This window comes from Pseudomonas ceruminis, from assembly GCF_021602025.1.
In the GTDB taxonomy this organism is placed as follows: Bacteria; Pseudomonadota; Gammaproteobacteria; order Pseudomonadales; family Pseudomonadaceae; genus Aquipseudomonas; species Aquipseudomonas ceruminis.
In genome coordinates, this window is sequence record NZ_BQHW01000006.1 from 158,132 (window position 1) to 177,706 (window position 19,575).

A 19,575-nucleotide genomic window follows, 5' to 3' on the forward strand; every position below is an offset into this window, starting at 1 on the left:
TCGAAGTGGGTTCAGCATTCGAAGGCGTTTTTCAGCCATTGAAGCGGTCGGCCTGCATGCTGGCTGCCCTGCAGGGCGACAACGTCGAAGCGGCATGGGTAATTGGCCCAGCGGGACTCCTTCTGCAGGAACAGGCTGGCGGCTAGCACCAGGCGCTTCTGCTTGCGTCCGTCGATACTGTCGAGGGCGCCGCCGAAGGCCGCGTGCAGCCGGTAGCGGACTTCGACGAATACTACTGTATCGGCGTCGAGCATGACCAGATCAAGCTCGCCACCTTTGCATCGCCAGTTACGCGCCAGCAGCTGCAAGCCATGCCCCTGAAGGTACTCAAGGGCATGGTTTTCTGCGGCCTGACCGGCGCTGCAGGGCGATGCTTCAGGCATCAGCGGGCGGTATCCGGCAGGCGCTTGACCTGGCCGCCGGAGAATTCCGCCCACGGCAACTGACGTTCGATGCGCTGGCTGGGGTTCATGCTCAGGCTGCCGGAAAGGCCTTGCACGCGGTTGTCCGGCAATGCTTTGAGTTGGCCCAGGCGCGGTGCCAGGCTGTAGGCGTCGACGCCCATGGCATACAGGCGGCCGAGGCTGCCGGCAGCTTGCGGCCACTGCTGCACTACCTGCTGGCGCAGGCTGTTGGTGGTGTCGAGCAGCCAGGGGGTCTCGCAGAAGCGGATGCCGTTCATGTCGTTGTACTGGTTGACGTCACCGCTGGCGCTGTACAGGTTCGAGGTGGCGTAGACCGGTACGTCACCGGCGTACTGGAAGTTCAGGGTCGGCTTGATCTGCTGCGCCTGTTGCGGGGTCGAGGCAAGGAAGATGAAATCGATGTCCTGGCGGCGCGATGGCTGCGCGGCAAGGGTGCCGCCTACGGTGCTTTGCAGGCTCTGCGCGCGGCCCTCGCTCTGGCGCAGTTGGAACAGGTTGGCGATCTGCTGGGCGAGGGCGACCGGTTGGGCGATGCGCTCGGCAGCAAGGACGGTGCCGCCATTGCCTTCCCAATCCTGGCGGAAGGCGGCGAGCACGCGATCGCCCCATTCACCGCTCGGTACCAGGGCCACGGCGCGGACCATGCCGTCGGCGCGGGCGCGCCGTGCAACTTCGCGGGCCTCGTCCTCGGCGGCGAGGCCGAACTGGAACAGCTGAGGCGGGGCTTTCTGGCCGGCATCGGCGTAGTTCAGGGCAAGGGTGGTGATGGGCAGTTGCGCATTGGCCGCGAGTTTTTTCACCAGCGGTTTTTCCAGCGGGCCGACCACCAGCTGGACGCCGTCGGCCTGGGCCTGGCGATAGAAATCGTCGAGCGAGCCGATGCGCGAGCTGTCATACACCTGTACCGCCGGAGCTTGCTGACCGGCTTGCTGGGCCTGGAAGTGGGCGGCCATGAAGCCGTCGCGCAGCGCGCGGGCGACGCCAGCCAGCGGGCCTTCCTGAGGCAGCAGCAGGCCGATCTTGGTCAGCGGCTGGCTAGCCAGTTCCTTGAGCTTTGTCAGCGCCAGTGGCAATTGCTTGGCGGCCGGGTGGTCAGGGTGCTGTTTGCGCCAGGTATCGATGGCCGCCTGCTGCTGCTCCAGGGTGCCAGCGCTTTTCACGGCCAAAGCCAGGCTGGTCCAGCCAGCCAGGGTTTCGTTGCCGGCAGGCTGCTGCAGTTGATCTGCCGGCAGCGCGGCAACCAGCGCCCAGATAGCGTCATTGTTGGCGCTGGCAGCCTGGCCGCTGAGCAGGGGGGCGAGCAGGATGCGCTGCTGGGCGGCGGCCATGGCCTGGCCGTCCGCCTCGAACGCGGCGGCATGCACGCTGTAGGTGCGGACCTGTTGCTCCTCCGGCAGTTCGGCGATGTGTTGCAGGCTAGGGTGGGAGAGGGCAGCGAGTGCCGCTTTGGGCTGATTGCGGCTCATCGCCAGTTCCGCGCCTAGGGTTGCGGCGAAGATCTGCTGGGCGGGTTTGAGCGTGTCCATCGGCACTTGCTCGAGAATGCGTGCGGCGCGCGGGTAATCCTTCTGCTTGTAAGCCAGGTCGGCAGCGCTCAGGCGCAACAGGGCTGCCTCCTCTGAGGACTTGCTGTTGGCTGCCTTTTCGAGCAGTTGCTCGATGCTGGCGTCCGGGGTGCGTGGCAGTTCGCCCAGGCTGGATGAGGGCGAGCTGGCGCAGGCTGCCAGCAGGGCGGCGAGGCAGAGGGCTGTGAACAGCCGCAGGCAAGCGATCATGTAAAGGTCCTGTTACTCGATCAAGTTGGCCGGCAATTGTACCGAAGCGGTGGCCGGGGCGCGATCTTGCGTGATGCAGAACCTTAACTATAGGTGGCTCGGTGCGGGCTGCGGGCGAAGTTCTTTGCGCCCTGTTACCGGCGCTCGGGCTACAATGGCGCCTTTGATCCGAAAGACAGGTGTGCGCAGTGACAGACGTGGCAGGGGCTTCGAAATCTACCGTGGGGACGCTCTATGTGGTCGCTACCCCCATCGGCAACCTTGACGACATGAGCGCCAGGGCATTGAAGGTGCTGGCGGATGTCGCCCTGATCGCCGCCGAGGACACCCGGCATTCTATTCGTCTGCTGCAACATTTCGGTATCGACACACCATTGGCCGCATGCCACGAGCACAACGAGCGCGACGAAGGCGGGCGCTTCATTACCAAGCTGCTGGCCGGTGAGGATGTGGCGTTGGTGTCCGATGCCGGTACGCCATTGATTTCCGATCCCGGCTACCACCTGGTGCGTCAGGCGCGGGCCGCGGGCGTGCAGGTAGTGCCCGTGCCGGGCGCGTGCGCTTTGATCGCCGCGCTGTCCGCTGCAGGCTTGCCCTCAGACCGCTTCATTTTCGAGGGTTTCCTGCCTGCCAAGGCTGCGGGGCGTCGCGCGCGCCTGGAACAGGTAAAGGAAGAGCCGCGCACGCTCATCTTCTATGAGGCGCCTCATCGTATCCTCGAGTGCCTTGAGGACATGGCGCTGGTATTTGGCGCCGAGCGCCCGGCGCTGCTCGCCCGCGAACTGACCAAGACTTTCGAAACGCTCAAGGGCTTACCGCTCGGTGAACTGCAGGCATTCGTGGCCGCAGACAGCAATCAGCAGCGCGGTGAGTGCGTGGTACTGGTAGGCGGCTGGAGCGCGCCAGAGGGCGAAGAGGGCATCAGCGCCGACGCCCAGCGTGTACTGGACTTGTTGCTTGCCGAATTGCCACTCAAACGTGCGGCTGCATTGGCGTCTGAAATTACGGGTGTTCGCAAGAACCTGTTGTATCAACTGGCGTTGGACAAGCAGAAAGCACAGTAGTGGCTATTTGATATAATTTGCGCAATCACTTGTTCTCGGGCGCGCCTGCCGTTAACCTTGTCGGCGGAGAGTCGATCGGACAGTCGCTGCCTTCTTTTGTTCCGCAAAAGAGGGGGGAGGAAAGTCCGGGCTCCATAGGGCAGAGTGCCAGGTAACGCCTGGGAGGCGCGAGCCTACGGAAAGTGCCACAGAAAATAACCGCCTAAGCACTTCGGTGCCGGTAAGGGTGAAAAGGTGCGGTAAGAGCGCACCGCACGGCTGGCAACAGTTCGTGGCTAGGTAAACCCCACTCGGAGCAAGACCAAATAGGGTTCCATCAGGCGTGGCCCGCGTCGGAACCGGGTAGGTTGCTAGAGGCGTCCAGTGATGGCCGTCGTAGAGGAATGACTGTCCTCGACAAAACCCGGCTTACAGATCGACTCTCCACCTCTCTCCCTCCTGCTCAATCGATAGCAGATCCTTCTTGGTAATACCGAAAAAATCTTACTCTTAATAATTTACTTTAACTTCGAACGGCATTCGTTTGAGTGGGTTTGATTTTTCACGTTTTTTTCATCTGCTGGTACTCCTTCCTCCTTCCTATATTGCGCTAAATCTCGGTCCTGTAAGGGTTTTCCTTATGAACGTGCCTTGACGGTGCGGCGGGCGGATTCCTATAGTGTGCGCAAGTGGCAGAAAGTGGGATGAAGTGGGTTTTCTGACACAAAAAAGCTAACATTGTGGGGAATCGCAGCCGTGTTCCGCGGAGCCAACGCCGTCAGCCTCGATGCCAAGGGCCGTCTCGCCATGCCGAGCCGGTACCGTGACGAGCTCGATTCGCGTTGCAATGGTCAACTGATCGTGACCATCGACGCGGTAGACCCCTGCTTGTGTGTTTATCCCCTCGATGAGTGGGAGCAGATTGAAGCCAAGTTGCGCGCCTTGCCGTCGTTGCGTGAGGAAAACCGCCGCCTGCAGCGTTTGCTGATCGGTAACGCGGTTGACCTGGAGCTCGATGGCAGTGGGCGTTTCCTGGTACCGCCCCGCCTGCGGGAGTACGCCAAGCTGGACAAGAAGGCGATGCTGGTGGGGCAACTGAACAAATTCCAGCTGTGGGATGAGGATGCCTGGAACGTGGTTTCGGCAGCCGACCTCGCAGCTATCCAACAACCGGGCGCTATGCCCGACGATTTGCGTGACCTGATCCTGTGACCATAGATAGCGGCTTCAACCACATCACCGTCCTGCTCGACGAAGCTGTCGAGGCATTGGCCCTGCGCGCCGACGGTTGCTATCTGGACGGTACCTTCGGGCGAGGTGGCCATAGCCGCCTGATTCTCAGCAAGCTCGGGCCGCAAGGGCGGCTGCTGGGCTTCGATAAAGATCCTCAAGCGATTGCCACCGGGCAAGCGCTGGCGGCCGAAGACGGCCGCTTTGTCATTGTGCAACGCAGCTTTGCCGAGCTGGGGGCCGAGGTGGCCGAGCGCGGCCTGGCCGGCAAGGTCAGCGGTATCCTGCTTGACCTGGGGGTTTCCTCGCCACAGCTGGACGACCCGGAGCGCGGCTTCAGTTTCCTCAATGACGGCCCGCTGGACATGCGCATGAACCCCGACCAGGGCATCAGCGCCGCCGAGTTCATCGCCACCGCGCCGGTGGAAGAAATTGCCCGCGTTTTCAAGGAGTATGGCGAGGAACGCTTTGCCGGGCGCATGGCGCGTGCGGTGGTCGAACGCCGCGAAAAACAGCCGTTCACCCGCACCGCCGACCTGGCCGACGTGCTCAAGGTTGCCAACCCGGCGTGGGAAAAGGGTAAGAACCCGGCGACCCGCGCCTTCCAGGGCCTGCGCATCCACGTCAACAACGAGCTGGGTGACCTCGAGGCGGGCCTTGAGGCTGCACTCCAGGCCCTGGAAATCGGCGGTCGCCTGGCGGTGATCAGTTTCCACTCACTCGAAGACCGCATCGTCAAACTGTTCATGCGCAAGCTGGTCAAGGGCGAGGCCGATAACCTGCCGCGCAACCTGCCGGTGCAGCACAAGGTCTTCGAGCCGAAGATCAAGCTCATCGGCAAGGCCCAGTTCGCCTCTGAGGCAGAACTCAAAGCCAACCCGCGGTCGCGCAGCGCCGTGATGCGTGTGGCGGAGAAGCTTCGGTGAGCCGGCTGTTTGCCAAACCTTTGCCAGGCGGAAGCTTCCTGATGCTTCTGCTGTTTGTCGGTGTGCTCGTTTCGGCCATCGCGGTATCGTACAGCGCCCACTGGAATCGCCAATTGCTCAACACCCTGTACGGTGAGTTGAACGAGCGCGACAAGGCCCAGGCCGAGTGGGGCAGGCTGATTCTCGAACAGAGCACGTGGACTGCCTCCAGCCGCATCGAGAACCTGGCCTCCGAGCAGTTGAAGATGCGTGTGCCTGCGGCAGACGAAGTGCGGATGGTGGCGCCATGATGAAGCTCGAAGGCGCACTCTACCCTTGGCGCTTCCGCGTGGTGATCGGCCTGCTGGCCGTGATGGTCGGTGCCATCTGCTGGCGTATCGTCGACCTGCAGGTGGTGGACCGTGACTTCCTCAAAGGGCAGGGCGATGCCCGTAGCCTGCGCCACATTCCCATTCCGGCACACCGCGGCCTGATCACCGACCGCAACGGTGAGCCCCTGGCCGTCAGTACGCCAGTCACCACGCTGTGGGCCAACCCCAAGGAGATGCAAGCCTCCCGGGAGCGTTGGCCACAACTGGCTGCTGCGCTCGGGCAGAACGCCCAGCAGTTGACCGAGCGCCTTACCCAGCAGGCCAACAAGGAATTCATCTACCTGGTCCGTGGCCTGACCCCGGAGCAGGGCCAGCACGTGCTCGACTTGAAAGTACCGGGCGTGTACGGCCTCGAGGAGTTCCGTCGCTTCTATCCGGCGGGTGATGTCACCGCGCACATGGTGGGCTTCACCGACCTGGACGACCATGGGCGTGAAGGGGTGGAACTGGCCTACGATGAATGGCTGGCGGGGGTGCCCGGCAAGCGGCAGGTGATCAAGGACCGGCGTGGCCGGCTGATCAAGGACATTCAGGTTACCAAGAACGCCAAGGCCGGCAAGACCTTGGCGTTGTCCATCGACCTGCGCCTGCAATACCTGGCCACTCGCGAGCTGCGCAACGCCATCGCCGAGCAGGACGCCAAGGCTGGCAGCCTGGTGATCATGGACGTCAAGACCGGTGAAGTCCTGGCCATGGTCAACCAGCCGACCTACAACCCCAACAACCGCCGCAGCATGTTCCCCGCCGCGATGCGCAACCGGGCGATCATCGACGTCTTCGAGCCGGGCTCGACGGTAAAGCCGATCTCCATGAGCGCCGCGCTGCAGAGCGGTCGCTGGAAACCGACTGACAAGGTCGAGGTGTATCCGGGCAGCCTGCAGATTGGCCGCTATACCATCAAGGACGTGTCCCGGAGCGAAGGCCCGATCCTCGACCTGACCGGTATCCTGATCAACTCCAGTAACGTCGGCATGAGCAAGATCGCCTTCGACATCGGTGGCGAGGCCATCTATCGCGTCATGTCCCAGGTCGGCCTGGGCCAATACACCGGCCTTGGCTTCCCGGGCGAGCGTGTTGGCAACCTGCCTAACCACCGCGAATGGCGCAAGGCCGAAACGGCCACCCTGTCGTATGGCTATGGCGTGTCGGTTACCGCCTTGCAACTGGTGCATGCCTACGCGGCCTTGGCCAACGACGGCAAGATGGTGCCGCTGTCGATCCTCAAGGTCGACAAGGCGCCTGAGTCGGTCCAGGCGATCCCCAAGGAAACCGCCGAAACCGTGCAAGGCATGCTGCAGCAGGTGATCGAGGCGCCACGCGGGGTGTTCCGCGCCCAGGTGCCGTTCTACCACGTGGCGGGCAAGTCGGGTACGGCGCGCAAGGCCACTGTTGGGTCCAAGGGCTACACCGAAAACGCCTACCGCTCGCTGTTCGCAGGCTTCGGCCCGATGAGCGACCCGCGGTACGCCATCGTCGTGGTCATCGATGAGCCAAGCAAGGGCGGCTACTTCGGTGGCCTGGTCTCGGCGCCGGTGTTCAGCAAGGTCATGTCGGGCACCCTGCGGCTGATGAACGTGCCGCCGGACAACCTGCCGCCGTCGACCGATCAGCAACAAGTCAATGCAGTACCCGCCAAGGGAGGGCGTGGATGATGACGATGCCATTGAGCAAGCTTTTCGCCCACGCCAGCCGTGATCCGCTGATCCGCGAACTGACCCTGGACAGCCGTGCCGTGCGTCCGGGCGACCTGTTCCTGGCCGTGCCAGGGGCCAAGGTCGATGGCCGCGATCACATTGCCGACGCCCTGGCCCGTGGTGCCGCCGCGGTCGCTTATGAAGAGCAGGGCGCCAACGTGCTGCCGATCACCGATGCCCCGCTGATCCCAGTCAAAGGGTTGATCGGCCAGCTGTCGGACATCGCCGGTCGCTTCTATGGCGAGCCGAGCCGTCAACTGAACCTGGTGGGCGTTACCGGCACCAACGGCAAGACCAGTGTCACCCAGCTGGTGGCCCAGGCCCTGGACGCGCTCGGTCAGCGTTGTGGCCTGATCGGCACGCTGGGCACCGGCTTCTATGGCGAACTGCAGAGCGGCCGCCTGACCACCCCAGACCCGATCGCAGTGCAGTCGACCCTTTATGACCTGAAAAAGGGCGGTGCCAAGGCCGTGGCCATGGAGGTGTCCTCCCATGCCTTGGAGCAGGGCCGTGTAGCGGCATTGGAATTCGATATCGCGGTGATGACCAATCTGTCCCGCGATCATCTGGACTATCACGGCAGCATGCAGGCCTACGAGGCTGCCAAGGCCAAGCTGTTCGCCTGGCCGAGCCTGCGCTGTCAGGTGGTGAACCTGGATGACGAGTTCGGCCGTCGCCTGGCAGCCGACTTCGCCCGTCGCCCCAGCGCCGACCATGTCGAAAGCCGGTTGCTCAGCTATAGCCTGGAAAACCCGGACGCCTCCCTGTACTGCCGTGACGCCAGCTTCGATGACGATGGCGTGCGCGCCACCCTCGTCACAGCCCAGGGCGAACGTACCTTGCGCAGCCAGCTGCTCGGCCGCTTCAACCTGAGCAACATGCTCGCGGCCGTGGCAACGCTGCTGGCCCTGGACTATTCGCTGGACGAAATCCTCAAGGTCACCTCGCAACTGCAAGGCCCGGTTGGCCGCATGCAGCGCCTGGGTGGCGGGGACAAGCCGCTGGTGGTGGTGGATTACGCCCACACCCCAGATGCGCTGGAGAAGGTACTCGAAGCTCTGCGCCCGCATGCTCACGGCCAACTGCTGTGCCTGTTCGGCTGTGGCGGTGACCGTGATCGCGGCAAGCGCCCGTTGATGGCTCAAGTGGCCGAGCGCCTGGCCGACCGCGTGCTGGTCACCGACGATAACCCGCGCACCGAAGACCCGCTGGGTATCTTCGATGACATCCGTCCCGGCTTCACCAAGCCCCTCGACGTCGAGTTCGTCGCCGGCCGTGGCGAAGCCATCGCGCACCTGATTGCCTGCGCCGCCGCCAACGACGTCATCGTCCTGGCCGGCAAGGGCCATGAGGATTACCAGGAGATCCATGGCGAACGCCATGCCTTCTCCGACCTGATCGAAGCCGAAAAGGCACTTGCAGCCTGGGAGGCTCCACATGCTTAAGCCCATGACACTCAGCCAGCTGACCACAGCACTGGGTGCTCGACAGGTCGGTGCCGACGCCAGCTTCACGGGTGTCAGCATCGACAGCCGTAGCGTCGCTGCCGGGCAACTGTTCGTCGCACTCGCGGGGCCGCGTTTCGATGGCCACGATTACCTGGCCGACGTGAAGGCCAAGGGGGCTGTCGCCGCGCTGGTGGAGCGTGAAGTGGTCGATGTCGACTTGCCGCAGTTGGTCGTCGCCGACAGTCGTCTGGCCCTCGGCCAACTCGGCGCCCTGAACCGCGCTGGCTACGACAAACCGGTGGTCGCTATCACGGGTTCCAGCGGCAAGACCACGGTAAAAGAGATGCTCGCCTGCATCCTGCGCACCCGTGGCCCGGTGCACGCCACCCGTGGCAACCTCAACAACGACCTCGGCGCACCGCTGACCCTGCTGGAAATCGCCCCCGAGCACAGCGCTGCGGTGATTGAACTGGGCGCTTCGCGCATTGGCGAAATCCGCTACACGGTCGGCCTGACCCAACCGCAGGTGGTGATCATCAATAACGCCGGTACCGCCCATGTCGGCGAGTTCGGCGGGCCGGAAAAAATCGTCGAGGCCAAGGGCGAAATCCTCGAAGGGCTGGGCGAGGGTGGCACGGCCATTCTCAACCTGGACGACAAAGCCTTCTCCATCTGGAAGGCGCGGGCCGGCGCGCACCGCGTCATCAGCTTCGCCCGCAGCAACCCGCAAGCCGACTTCTACGCCACCGGCATCGACCGTGATGCCCGTGGCTGCCCGTCCTTCACGCTCAATGGCGCCGGTGAATCGGTGGCCGTGCAGCTCAATGTACTGGGCGAGCATAACGTCAGCAACGCGCTGGCCGCCGCAGCAGCGGCGCATGCCGTTGGTCTGAGCCTGAGCGGGATCGCCGCCGGGCTGAACGCAGTACAACCGGTCAAGGGTCGCACTGTGGCGCAAGTCGCGCCCAACGGCGTGCGCGTGATCGATGACAGTTACAACGCAAATCCCACCTCGATGTGCGCCGCCATTGATATACTCGCCGGCTTTTCCGGGCGCAACGTCCTGGTGCTGGGGGATATCGGCGAATTGGGCCAGTGGGCGGAAGAAGGCCACCGTCAGGTAGGCGATTACGCACGCGGCAAGGTCGATGCCCTGTATGCGGTAGGTTCCAACATGATACATGCGGTCAAGGCGTTTGGCGCCAATGGCCGTCATTTCGCGACTCAAGCTGAGCTGATCGACGCCGTTCGTGCCGAGACTGCCAGCAATACCACTATTTTGATCAAGGGCTCGCGCAGCGCTGCGATGGAAAACGTCGTGGCGGCATTGTGCGGTGCCAGCGGGGAGAAACATTAATGCTGCTGCTGTTGGCTGAGTATCTGCAACAGTTCCACAAAGGCTTCGCGGTCTTCCAGTACCTGTCCCTGCGCGGGATCCTTGGTGTACTGACCGCGTTGTCGCTGGCGCTGTGGCTGGGCCCGTGGATGATCCGTACCCTGCAGATCCGCCAGATCGGTCAGGCCGTTCGTAATGACGGCCCGCAATCGCACCTGTCCAAATCCGGCACCCCGACCATGGGTGGCGCCCTGATCCTGTCTGCCATTGGCGTCAGCACCCTGCTGTGGGCAGACCTGTCCAACCGCTACGTGTGGGTGGTGCTGATCGTGACCCTGCTGTTCGGCGCCATCGGCTGGGTGGATGACTACCGCAAGGTCATTGAAAAGAACTCACGTGGCCTGCCGAGCCGCTGGAAGTACTTCTGGCAGTCCGTGTTTGGCCTGGGGGCGGCAGTATTCCTGTACATGACGGCGCCGACCAGCGTCGAAACCACGTTGATCGTGCCGTTCATCAAGGATGTCACCATCCCACTGGGCGTTGGTTTCGTAGTCCTCACGTACTTCGTCATCGTTGGCTCCAGCAATGCGGTCAACCTGACCGATGGCCTCGACGGCTTGGCGATCATGCCCACGGTGATGGTCGGCGGTGCCCTGGGCATTTTCTGCTACCTGTCGGGTAACGTGAAATTCGCTGAATACCTGCTGATCCCCTACGTGCCGGGCTCGGGCGAGCTGATCGTGTTCTGCGGCGCGCTGATCGGCGCAGGCCTTGGCTTCCTGTGGTTCAACACCTATCCGGCCCAGGTGTTCATGGGTGACGTCGGCGCGCTGGCGCTGGGCGCTGCGCTGGGCACCATCGCCGTGATCGTGCGCCAGGAAATCGTGCTGTTCATCATGGGGGGCATCTTCGTGGTGGAAACCCTGTCGGTGGTGATCCAGGTCGCCTCCTTCAAGTTGACCGGCAAGCGCGTGTTCCGCATGGCGCCGATTCACCACCACTTTGAACTCAAGGGTTGGCCTGAGCCACGGGTGATCGTCCGTTTCTGGATCATCACCGTGATTCTGGTGCTGATCGGCCTTGCAACCCTGAAACTGAGGTAGACGAGCGTGTCACTGATCGCTTCCGACCAATTCCGCATCGTTGTCGGCCTCGGCAAGAGCGGCATGTCCCTGGTTCGCTTCCTGGCGAACCGGGGCATTGCCTTTGCGGTCGCCGACACCCGCGAGCAACCGCCGGAACTGGACTCCCTGCGCCGTCATTACCCGCAGGTGGAAGTGCGCTGTGGTGAGCTGGACGTGGACTTCCTGTGCCGTGCCACGGAGCTGTACGTGAGCCCCGGCCTGGCCCTGGCTACCCCGGCCTTGCAGCAGGCGGCGGCGCGTGGCGTGAAACTGTCCGGCGACATCGAACTGTTCGCCCGTCATGCCAAAGCCCCGATCGTTGCCATCAGCGGTTCCAACGCCAAAAGCACCGTCACCACCCTGGTGGGCGAAATGGCTGCCAAGGCGGGCAAGCGTGTAGCAGTTGGCGGCAACCTGGGTACACCAGCGCTGGACCTGCTCAGTGATGACGTGGAGCTGTATGTGCTGGAGCTGTCGAGCTTCCAGCTGGAAACCACCGACCAGCTCAACGCTGAAGTGGCGACCGTGCTGAACATCAGCGAAGACCACATGGACCGCTATAGCGGCCTGCCGGCCTATCACCTGGCCAAGCACCGGATTTTCCGTGGTGCCCGCCAGGTGGTGGTAAACCGCCAGGATGCCCTGAGCCGCCCATTGCCGGTGGAAGGCCGTCCGTGCTGGACCTTCGGCCTCAATGCACCGGACTTCAAGGCCTTTGGCCTGCGCGAAGTCGATGGCGAAAAGTACCTGGCCTTCGAATTCGAGGCACTGATGCCTGCGCGCGAGCTGAAAGTTCGTGGTGCCCACAATCAGAGCAATGCCTTGGCGGCCCTGGCCCTGGGGCATGCTGCCGGCCTGCCCTTCGCGCCGATGCTCCAGGCACTGCGCGAATTCGGTGGCTTGGCCCATCGGTGCCAGTGGGTGCGCGAGCGCAACGGCGTGAACTGGTATGACGATTCCAAGGCCACTAACGTGGGCGCTGCCCTGGCCGCCATCGAGGGCCTGGGAGCGGATATCGAAGGCAAGCTGGTGCTGATCGCCGGTGGTGATGGCAAGGGCGCCGATTTTGCCGCCCTGCGAGAGCCAGTGGCACGTTTCTGCCGCGCCGTGGTGCTGCTCGGTCGCGATGCCGAGCGCCTGGCAGAGGCCTTGGGCGATGCCACGCCGCTGGTACGGGTCAAGACCCTCGACGAGGCCGTGCAGCAATGCGCCGAACTGGCCCTGGCCGGTGATGCGGTGTTGTTGTCGCCGGCCTGTGCCAGCCTCGACATGTTCAAGAATTTCGAAGAACGCGGGCGCCTGTTCGCCCAGGCGGCGGGGGAGCTGGCATGATCTTTGGCGTCCTCAAGCCCTATCCTTCGCCGCTGATCAGCGGCCGGGGCATCGATCTGGACTTTCCTCTGCTGGCCGGTTGCCTCGCCCTGCTTGGCCTGGGCCTAGTGATGATTACCTCGGCGTCCTCGGAAGTGGCCGCAGTGCAGTCCGGCAACCCGCTTTACCACATGTTCCGCCACCTGGTGTACGTGTCCCTCGGGCTGGTTGCCTGCGGCGCCACCATGATGGTGCCGATCGCCACCTGGCAACGCATGGGCTTCATGATGCTGGTCGGGGCCTTCGGCCTATTGGTGATGGTGCTGGTGCCCGGCATCGGCCGTGAAGTGAACGGCTCGATGCGCTGGATCGGCTTCAGCTTCTTCAACGTCCAGCCTTCGGAAATCGCCAAGGTCTTCGTGGTCATTTACCTTGCCGGCTACCTGGTACGCCGGCAGACCGAGGTGCGCGAAAGCTGGATGGGCTTCTTCAAGCCATTCATCGTACTGCTGCCGATGGCCGGCTTGCTGCTGATGGAGCCAGACTTCGGGGCGACCGTGGTGATGATGGGCGCCGCTGCTGCCATGCTGTTCCTAGGTGGCGTGGGGTTGTTCCGCTTCAGCCTGATGGTGGTGCTGGCGGTGGTGGCGGTGTTCGTGTTGGTGCAGGCGCAGCCTTACCGGATGGCCCGTCTGATTACCTTCACCGATCCCTGGTCCGACCAGTTTGGCTCTGGTTACCAGTTGACTCAGGCACTGATCGCCTTCGGCCGCGGTGAGTGGCTGGGGGTAGGGCTGGGCAACAGTGTCCAGAAGCAGTTCTACCTGCCTGAAGCACATACCGACTTCGTGTTCTCGGTGCTGGCCGAAGAGCTCGGCGTGGTCGGCTCGCTGGTGACCATCGCCCTGTTCGTCTTCGTCACCGTGCGCGCGCTGTATATCGGCCTGTGGGCCGAGAAGGCCAAGCAGTTCTTTGCCGCCTACATGGCCTTCGGCCTGGCGTTCCTGTGGATTGGCCAGTTCCTGATCAACATCGGCGTGAACGTCGGCCTGCTGCCGACCAAGGGCCTGACCTTGCCGTTCCTCAGCTACGGGGGCAGCTCGCTGGTGATCTGCTGTGCCTGCGTGGGCTTGTTGCTGCGCATCGAATGGGAGAGCCGTACGCACCTGGGCAGCGAAGAACACGAATTCAGTGAAAGCGATTTTGCCGAGGAGACCAGTCATGGCCGCTGACGGTAAAAACGTACTGATCATGGCTGGCGGCACCGGGGGGCATGTGTTCCCCGCCTTGGCCTGCGCGCGTGAATTCCAGGCCCGCGGCTACAGCGTGCACTGGCTCGGTACGCCGCGCGGCATCGAAAACGAACTGGTGCCCCAGGCCGGATTGCCGTTGCACCTGATCCAGGTCAGCGGCCTGCGCGGCAAGGGCAAGCTGTCGCTGCTCAAGGCGCCGTTCACCCTGGTCAAGGCAGTGTTCCAGGCGCGGCGCATCATTCGTCAGCTCAACCCGGTGTGCGTGCTCGGCTTCGGCGGTTATGTGACCGGCCCAGGCGGGGTTGCTGCGCGGTTGTGCGGCGTGCCCGTGGTGATCCACGAACAGAATGCCCGCGCCGGTACTGCCAATCGCCTGCTGGTGCCGTTGTCGGCGCGCGTCTGCGAAGCATTCCCCGGCACGTTCGAGGCCAGCGACAAGCTGCGCACCACCGGCAACCCGGTACGTCCTGAGCTGTTCATGGATGCCCAGCGTGCGCCGCTGGTCGAGCGCCGTGCCCGCTTGTTGGTCATGGGTGGCAGCCTGGGTGCGGAACCATTGAATAAATTGTTGCCTAAGGCCCTGTCCGAGGTGCCCGCGAACCTGCGGCCCGAGGTGTTCCATCAGGCCGGCAAGCATCACGCGGCGGTCACCGCCGAGCGTTATCACGAGGCAGGTGTCGAGGCTCAGGTAGAGCCGTTCATCAAGGACATGGCCCACGCCTATGGCTGGGCAGACATAGTGGTGTGCCGGGCCGGTGCCTTGACCGTCAGCGAACTCGCCGCGGCGGGCCTGCCTTCGATGCTGGTGCCGTTGCCCCATGCCATCGACGACCACCAGACCCACAACGCCCAATATCTGGCTCGGGAAGGCGCCGCCTTCCTCATGCCACAAGCGACAACTGGCGCAGCGCAGCTCGCTGAACGCCTGAACGAGGTGCTGATGCAACCCGAGAAACTCAACACCATGGCCGGCACCGCACGGCGCCTGGCCAAACCTGCCGCAACCAGCACCGTGGTCGATATCTGCCTGGAGGTGGCCCATGGTTGAGAGCCAGAAAGCCATGCCCCAGCCGAAGATGGGCCGGATCAACCGCATTCACTTCGTCGGTATCGGCGGTGTGGGCATGTGCGGGATCGCCGAAGTACTGCTGAACCTGGGTTACCAGGTGTCGGGCTCCGACCTCAAGGCCTCGCCAGTCACCGAGCGCCTTGAGTCGTTCGGTGCCGAGATCTTTGTCGGCCACCGCGCCGAAAACGCTGCCAATGCCGATGTACTGGTGGTGTCCAGCGCTATCAACCCGGCTAACCCGGAAGTGGCAACTGCCCTTGAACGCCGCATCCCGGTGGTGCCGCGTGCCGAGATGCTCGCCGAGCTGATGCGCTATCGCCACGGTGTGGCCGTTGCCGGTACCCACGGCAAGACCACCACTACCAGCCTGCTGGCCTCGGTGTTCGCCGCCGGCGGCCTGGACCCGACCTTCGTCATCGGTGGCCGCCTGACCGCCGCCGGCACCAATGCACAGCTGGGCACCAGCCGCTACCTGATCGCTGAAGCCGATGAAAGCGACGCCAGCTTCCTGCACCTGCAGCCGATGGTCGCCGTGGTCACCAATATCGACGCCGACCACATGGCCACCTACGAAGGTGACTTCAACAAGCTGAAGAAGACCTTCGTCGAGTTCCTGCACAACCTGCCGTTCTACGGGCTGGCCGTGATGTGCCTGGACGACCCGGTGGTGCGTGAGATCCTGCCGCAGGTCAAGCGCCCGACGGTGACCTATGGCTTCAGCGAAGAGGCCGACATCCGCGCCATCAACGTGCGCCAACAGGGCATGCAGACCCACTTCACCGTGCTGCGCCGCGACCGCGAGCCGCTGGACGTGTCGGTGAACATGCCCGGCAACCACAACGTGCTCAACGCCCTGGCCACCATCGCCATTGCCACGGACGAAGGCATCAGTGACGAAGCCATCGTCCAGGGCCTGTCTGGCTTCCAGGGTGTCGGCCGCCGCTTCCAGGTTTACGGCGAGCTGCCTGTCGATGGCGGCAGCGTGATGCTGGTCGACGACTACGGCCACCACCCGACGGAAGTGGCCGCAGTGATCAAGGCCGTGCGTGGCGGCTGGCCAAGCCGCCGCCTGGTCATCGTCTACCAGCCGCACCGTTACAGCCGCACGCGTGACCTGTACGACGACTTCGTGCAGGTGCTGGGCGATGCCAACGTGCTGTTGCTGATGGAGGTGTACCCGGCTGGTGAAGAGCCGATCCCCGGTGCTGACAGCCGTCAGCTGTGCCACAGCATCCGCCAGCGCGGCAAGCTGGACCCGATCTACATCGACCGTGGTGCCGAGCTGGCGCCGCTGGTCAAGCCGCTGCTGCGTGCCGGCGACATCCTGCTGTGTCAGGGTGCTGGCGACGTTGGTGGCCTGGCCCCGCAATTGATGAAAAGCCCGCTGTTCGCAGGCGCCAAGCAGGAGAAGTCGAAATGACCAGCGCCTACGACAAGTTGCACTCGACCCTGGACGTCAAGGCGTTCGGCCGCGTTGCCGTGCTGTACGGCGGCAAGAGCGCCGAACGTGAGGTGTCGCTGAAATCTGGCGCTGCGGTGATCGAGGCGCTGACCAGCGCCGGTGTCGACGTGGTCGCCATCGACGTAGGTGACGACCTGCTGGTGCGCTTGCAGCGCGAGAAGATCGACCGCGCCTTCATCATCCTCCACGGCCGTGGCGGTGAAGACGGCAGCATGCAAGGCCTGCTCGAGTGCCTGGGCATCCCCTATACCGGCAGTGGCATCCTCGCGTCTGCCCTGGCGATGGACAAATTGCGCACCAAGCAGGTGTGGCAGAGCCTGGGTATTCCGACACCGCGTCACGCCGTGCTGGCCAGCGCAAATGATTGTGTTGCTGCCAGCAGGGAACTGGGCTTCCCGCTGATCGTCAAACCCGCCCATGAAGGCTCTAGCATCGGCATGGCCAAGGTGAACAGCGAGCAAGAGCTGGTTGCTGCCTGGCAGGACGCCGCCAAATACGATTCCGAGGTACTGGTCGAGCAGTGGATCCACGGCCCCGAGTTCACCATCGCGGTACTGCGTGGCCAGGTGCTGCCGCCGATCGCGTTGGGCACCCCGCACGTGTTCTACGACTACGACGCCAAGTACATCGCCAATGACACCCAGTACCGCATCCCATGCGGCCTGGACAGTGCCAAGGAACAGGAGCTGATCGACCTGACCGCGCGCGCCTGCGATGCCATCGGCATCGAAGGCTGGGGCCGGCTGGACGTGATGCAGGACGAGCAGGGCCGGTTCTGGCTGCTCGAAGTCAACACCGCACCCGGCATGACCGACCATAGCCTGGTGCCCATGGCGGCCCGCGCGGCCGGCCTGGACTTCCAGCAACTGGTGCTGGCAATCCTGGCCGACAGCGTTGAGACGCGAGGTTAACAAACCATGCAAGGCGCGATGATACGTCAGCAGCAACCCGTTACCGGCCGCAGCAAGCCGGTGCCACGTGGTGCCAGCCGACTGGTGGCTGACGAGCCCGTATCGGCGCGCCTGCCGCGGCCGAGCCTGGGTGGCCTCAAGCGCTTGCTGTGGCCGGTATTGCTGGTAGCAGCAGGCTTTGGTGCCTACGAAGGCGCTATTCGCCTGATGCCGTATGCCGATCGGCCGATCACCAAGATCGCCGTGCAGGGCGACCTTAGCTACATCAGCCAGCAGGCGGTGCAGCAGCGGATCGCGCCCTACGTGGCCGCGAGCTTCTTCAGCGTCGACCTGACGGCGATGCGTGCCGAGCTCGAGCAGATGCCCTGGATCGCCCACGCGGAAGTGCGCCGGGTGTGGCCGGACGAAGTGGTGATCCGCCTGGAAGAACAGTTGCCGGTGGCGCGCTGGGGCGACGAAGCCTTGCTCAACAACCAGGGCCAGGCCTTCACCCCCCGCGAGCTGGCCAACTACGAGCACCTGCCGCAGCTGTTCGGCCCGCAGCGTGCTCAGCAACAAGTCATGCAGCAGTATCAGGTACTGAGCCAGATGCTGCGCCCCTTGGGCTTTTCCATCGCTCGCCTGGAGCTGCGCGAGCGAGGCAGCTGGTTCCTGACCACCGGTGCTGGCAGCACCGGCCCGGGTATCGAGCTGCTGTTGGGGCGCGACCACCTGGTGGAGAAGATGCGCCGTTTCATTGCCATTTACGACAAGACACTCAAAGAGCAGATCACCAACATCGCCCGCATTGATCTGCGTTACGCCAACGGACTTGCCGTTGGTTGGCGGGAACCGAACGCACCGACGACGGCCCAACCCGCCGTTGCGAAGAATTAGAGAGAGGCAGGACCATGGCAAACGCGCATAGCGGCAAAATGATCGTCGGGCTGGACATCGGCACCTCCAAGGTGGTGGCGCTGGTGGGTGAAGTGGGCGAAGACGGCACCCTGGAGATCGTGGGTATCGGCACCCATCCGTCCCGCGGCCTGAAGAAGGGCGTGGTGGTGAATATCGAGTCGACCGTGCAGTCGATCCAGCGGGCGGTGGAAGAAGCCCAGCTGATGGCTGGCTGCCGCATTCACTCGGCCTTCGTCGGCGTGGCCGGCAACCACATCCGCAGCCTGAACTCCCACGGTATCGTCGCCATCCGCGACCGTGAGGTCAGCCTGGCCGACCTCGAGCGTGTGCTCGATGCGGCGCAGGCCGTGGCCATCCCGGCCGATCAGCGCGTGCTGCACACCCTGCCGCAGGACTACGTGATCGATAACCAGGAAGGCGTGCGCGAGCCGCTGGGCATGTCTGGTGTGCGCCTGGAGGCCAAGGTCCACGTGGTCACCTGCGCCGTCAACGCGGCGCAGAACATCGAGAAGTGCGTACGCCGTTGCGGCCTGGAAATCGACGACATCATCCTCGAGCAGCTTGCGTCGGCCTATTCGGTGCTGACCGACGACGAAAAAGAGCTGGGCGTGTGCCTGGTGGACATTGGTGGCGGCACCACCGACATCGCCATCTTCACCGAAGGCGCCATTCGTCACACGGCGGTGATCCCGATTGCCGGCGACCAGGTGACCAACGACATCGCCATGGCGCTGCGTACGCCCACCCAGTACGCCGAAGAAATCAAGATCCGCTACGCCTGTGCCCTGGCCAAGTTGGCCGGCGCCGGTGAGACCATCAAGGTGCCGAGCGTCGGCGACCGCCCGCCGCGCGAGCTGTCGCGCCAGGCCCTGGCAGAAGTGGTGGAGCCACGTTACGACGAGCTCTTCACCCTGATTCAGGCCGAGCTGCGCCGCAGCGGCTACGAGGACCTGGTGCCGGCCGGCATCGTCCTCACCGGCGGCACCGCGAAGATGGAAGGCGCCGTGGAACTGGCCGAGGAAATCTTCCACATGCCGGTACGCCTGGGCGTACCGCACAGCGTTCGGGGGCTGAGCGACGTGGTGCGCAACCCGATCTATTCCACTGGCGTGGGCTTGCTCACCTACGGCCTGCAAAAGCAGACCGAGGACCTGCCCCTGACCGGTAACAGCAGCAGCAACAGCTATGGCGATGAACCGAAGGCCCCAGTGCTTGAGCGCTTCAAGCGGTGGGTCCAGGGCAACTTCTAAGTTTCAAAGCAGTAGTGGTAGGCGCGACAACTAGAGAACTGTAAGGAGAG

Annotated in this window: 17 protein-coding genes and 1 other RNA gene; 16 read left to right on the top strand and 2 right to left on the bottom strand. The window is 63.8% G+C overall.

The window, feature by feature from the left end; genetic code table 11:
* Positions 1-11: 11 nt before the first annotated feature.
* Both L6D80_RS09795 and L6D80_RS09800 read right to left on the bottom strand, forming a co-directional pair.
* The gene (locus L6D80_RS09795) at positions 12-383 is read right to left on the bottom strand and encodes a YraN family protein (protein ID WP_054899256.1); all 372 of its coding nucleotides are present in this window, start codon (positions 381-383) and stop codon (positions 12-14) included.
* The gene (locus L6D80_RS09800) at positions 383-2,200 is read right to left on the bottom strand and encodes a penicillin-binding protein activator (RefSeq protein ID WP_176514888.1); all 1,818 of its coding nucleotides are present in this window, start codon (positions 2,198-2,200) and stop codon (positions 383-385) included. Before L6D80_RS09800 ends, L6D80_RS09795 begins: the two co-directional genes overlap by 1 nt.
* 188 nt (positions 2,201-2,388) lie before the next feature.
* On the opposite strand from L6D80_RS09800, the gene rsmI reads away from it, so the two are divergent.
* The 16 genes from rsmI to ftsA all read left to right on the top strand — a co-directional run bounded on the left by rsmI (position 2,389) and on the right by ftsA (position 19,525).
* Positions 2,389-3,264 (top strand): 16S rRNA (cytidine(1402)-2'-O)-methyltransferase, encoded by an 876-nt coding sequence (rsmI, locus tag L6D80_RS09805; RefSeq protein ID WP_054899258.1) that lies wholly within the window; start codon positions 2,389-2,391, stop codon positions 3,262-3,264.
* A gap of 67 nt (positions 3,265-3,331) precedes the next feature.
* An RNA gene (rnpB, locus tag L6D80_RS09810) (RNase P RNA component class A) lies at positions 3,332-3,691 on the top strand.
* Between the two features lie 308 nt (positions 3,692-3,999).
* Positions 4,000-4,455: a division/cell wall cluster transcriptional repressor MraZ gene (mraZ, locus tag L6D80_RS09815; protein WP_016395508.1), complete on the top strand. Its 456-nt coding sequence runs from the start codon at positions 4,000-4,002 to the stop codon at positions 4,453-4,455.
* Positions 4,452-5,399, top strand: a complete 948-nt coding sequence (rsmH, locus tag L6D80_RS09820; protein ID WP_371419517.1) for a 16S rRNA (cytosine(1402)-N(4))-methyltransferase RsmH — start codon at positions 4,452-4,454, stop codon at positions 5,397-5,399. The genes mraZ and rsmH overlap by 4 nt, the downstream gene beginning before the upstream one ends.
* Positions 5,396-5,689 carry a cell division protein FtsL gene (gene ftsL / locus L6D80_RS09825; protein ID WP_054899260.1) on the top strand — a complete coding sequence of 98 codons (294 nt, stop codon included), beginning with the start codon at positions 5,396-5,398 and terminating at the stop codon, positions 5,687-5,689. Before rsmH ends, ftsL begins: the two co-directional genes overlap by 4 nt.
* Positions 5,689-7,422, top strand: a complete 1,734-nt coding sequence (locus tag L6D80_RS09830; protein ID WP_176514913.1) for a peptidoglycan D,D-transpeptidase FtsI family protein — start codon at positions 5,689-5,691, stop codon at positions 7,420-7,422. Before ftsL ends, L6D80_RS09830 begins: the two co-directional genes overlap by 1 nt.
* Positions 7,419-8,909: a UDP-N-acetylmuramoyl-L-alanyl-D-glutamate--2,6-diaminopimelate ligase gene (locus tag L6D80_RS09835; RefSeq protein WP_371263282.1), complete on the top strand. Its 1,491-nt coding sequence runs from the start codon at positions 7,419-7,421 to the stop codon at positions 8,907-8,909. The genes L6D80_RS09830 and L6D80_RS09835 overlap by 4 nt, the downstream gene beginning before the upstream one ends.
* A complete protein-coding gene (locus tag L6D80_RS09840) occupies positions 8,902-10,269 on the top strand; it encodes a UDP-N-acetylmuramoyl-tripeptide--D-alanyl-D-alanine ligase (protein WP_176514886.1) in 1,368 nt (455 codons plus the stop codon). Before L6D80_RS09835 ends, L6D80_RS09840 begins: the two co-directional genes overlap by 8 nt.
* Positions 10,269-11,351 (top strand): phospho-N-acetylmuramoyl-pentapeptide-transferase, encoded by a 1,083-nt coding sequence (gene mraY / locus L6D80_RS09845; RefSeq protein ID WP_054899263.1) that lies wholly within the window; start codon positions 10,269-10,271, stop codon positions 11,349-11,351. Before L6D80_RS09840 ends, mraY begins: the two co-directional genes overlap by 1 nt.
* Positions 11,352-11,357: 6 nt before the next feature.
* On the top strand, positions 11,358-12,704 hold the full coding sequence (gene murD / locus L6D80_RS09850) for a UDP-N-acetylmuramoyl-L-alanine--D-glutamate ligase (RefSeq protein ID WP_054899264.1): 1,347 nt from the start codon (positions 11,358-11,360) through the stop codon (positions 12,702-12,704).
* Positions 12,704-13,915, top strand: a complete 1,212-nt coding sequence (gene ftsW, locus L6D80_RS09855) for a putative lipid II flippase FtsW (protein ID WP_176514911.1) — start codon at positions 12,704-12,706, stop codon at positions 13,913-13,915. The genes murD and ftsW overlap by 1 nt, the downstream gene beginning before the upstream one ends.
* Positions 13,905-14,984, top strand: coding sequence for an undecaprenyldiphospho-muramoylpentapeptide beta-N-acetylglucosaminyltransferase (murG, locus tag L6D80_RS09860; protein WP_176514884.1), 1,080 nt, complete (start codon positions 13,905-13,907; stop codon positions 14,982-14,984). Before ftsW ends, murG begins: the two co-directional genes overlap by 11 nt.
* Entirely contained in the window at positions 14,977-16,425 is a 1,449-nt protein-coding gene (gene murC, locus L6D80_RS09865) for a UDP-N-acetylmuramate--L-alanine ligase (protein ID WP_054899267.1), read from the top strand. The genes murG and murC overlap by 8 nt, the downstream gene beginning before the upstream one ends.
* Complete coding sequence (locus tag L6D80_RS09870; RefSeq protein ID WP_054899268.1) at positions 16,422-17,378, top strand: D-alanine--D-alanine ligase; 957 nt, start codon at positions 16,422-16,424, stop codon at positions 17,376-17,378. The genes murC and L6D80_RS09870 overlap by 4 nt, the downstream gene beginning before the upstream one ends.
* Before the next feature lie 6 nt (positions 17,379-17,384).
* The gene (locus tag L6D80_RS09875; RefSeq protein WP_054899269.1) at positions 17,385-18,254 is read left to right on the top strand and encodes a cell division protein FtsQ/DivIB; all 870 of its coding nucleotides are present in this window, start codon (positions 17,385-17,387) and stop codon (positions 18,252-18,254) included.
* Between the two features lie 14 nt (positions 18,255-18,268).
* Positions 18,269-19,525: a cell division protein FtsA gene (gene ftsA / locus L6D80_RS09880; protein WP_051098537.1), complete on the top strand. Its 1,257-nt coding sequence runs from the start codon at positions 18,269-18,271 to the stop codon at positions 19,523-19,525.
* Positions 19,526-19,575 lie beyond the last annotated feature (50 nt).

Excerpts from the sequence above, each read along its gene's own strand:
- L6D80_RS09795 (WP_054899256.1), bottom strand. The coding sequence starts at position 383 with ATGCCTGAAGCATCGCCCTGCAGCGCCGGTCAGGCCGCAGAAAACCAT.
- L6D80_RS09800 (WP_176514888.1), bottom strand. The coding sequence starts at position 2,200 with ATGATCGCTTGCCTGCGGCTGTTCACAGCCCTCTGCCTCGCCGCCCTG.
- L6D80_RS09830 (WP_176514913.1), top strand. The coding sequence starts at position 5,689 with ATGAAGCTCGAAGGCGCACTCTACCCTTGGCGCTTCCGCGTGGTGATC.
- L6D80_RS09835 (WP_371263282.1), top strand. The coding sequence starts at position 7,419 with ATGATGACGATGCCATTGAGCAAGCTTTTCGCCCACGCCAGCCGTGAT.
- L6D80_RS09840 (WP_176514886.1), top strand. The coding sequence starts at position 8,902 with ATGCTTAAGCCCATGACACTCAGCCAGCTGACCACAGCACTGGGTGCT.
- mraY (WP_054899263.1), top strand. The coding sequence starts at position 10,269 with ATGCTGCTGCTGTTGGCTGAGTATCTGCAACAGTTCCACAAAGGCTTC.
- murG (WP_176514884.1), top strand. The coding sequence starts at position 13,905 with ATGGCCGCTGACGGTAAAAACGTACTGATCATGGCTGGCGGCACCGGG.
- murC (WP_054899267.1), top strand. The coding sequence starts at position 14,977 with ATGGTTGAGAGCCAGAAAGCCATGCCCCAGCCGAAGATGGGCCGGATC.
- L6D80_RS09870 (WP_054899268.1), top strand. The coding sequence starts at position 16,422 with ATGACCAGCGCCTACGACAAGTTGCACTCGACCCTGGACGTCAAGGCG.
- L6D80_RS09875 (WP_054899269.1), top strand. The coding sequence starts at position 17,385 with ATGCAAGGCGCGATGATACGTCAGCAGCAACCCGTTACCGGCCGCAGC.
- ftsA (WP_051098537.1), top strand. The coding sequence starts at position 18,269 with ATGGCAAACGCGCATAGCGGCAAAATGATCGTCGGGCTGGACATCGGC.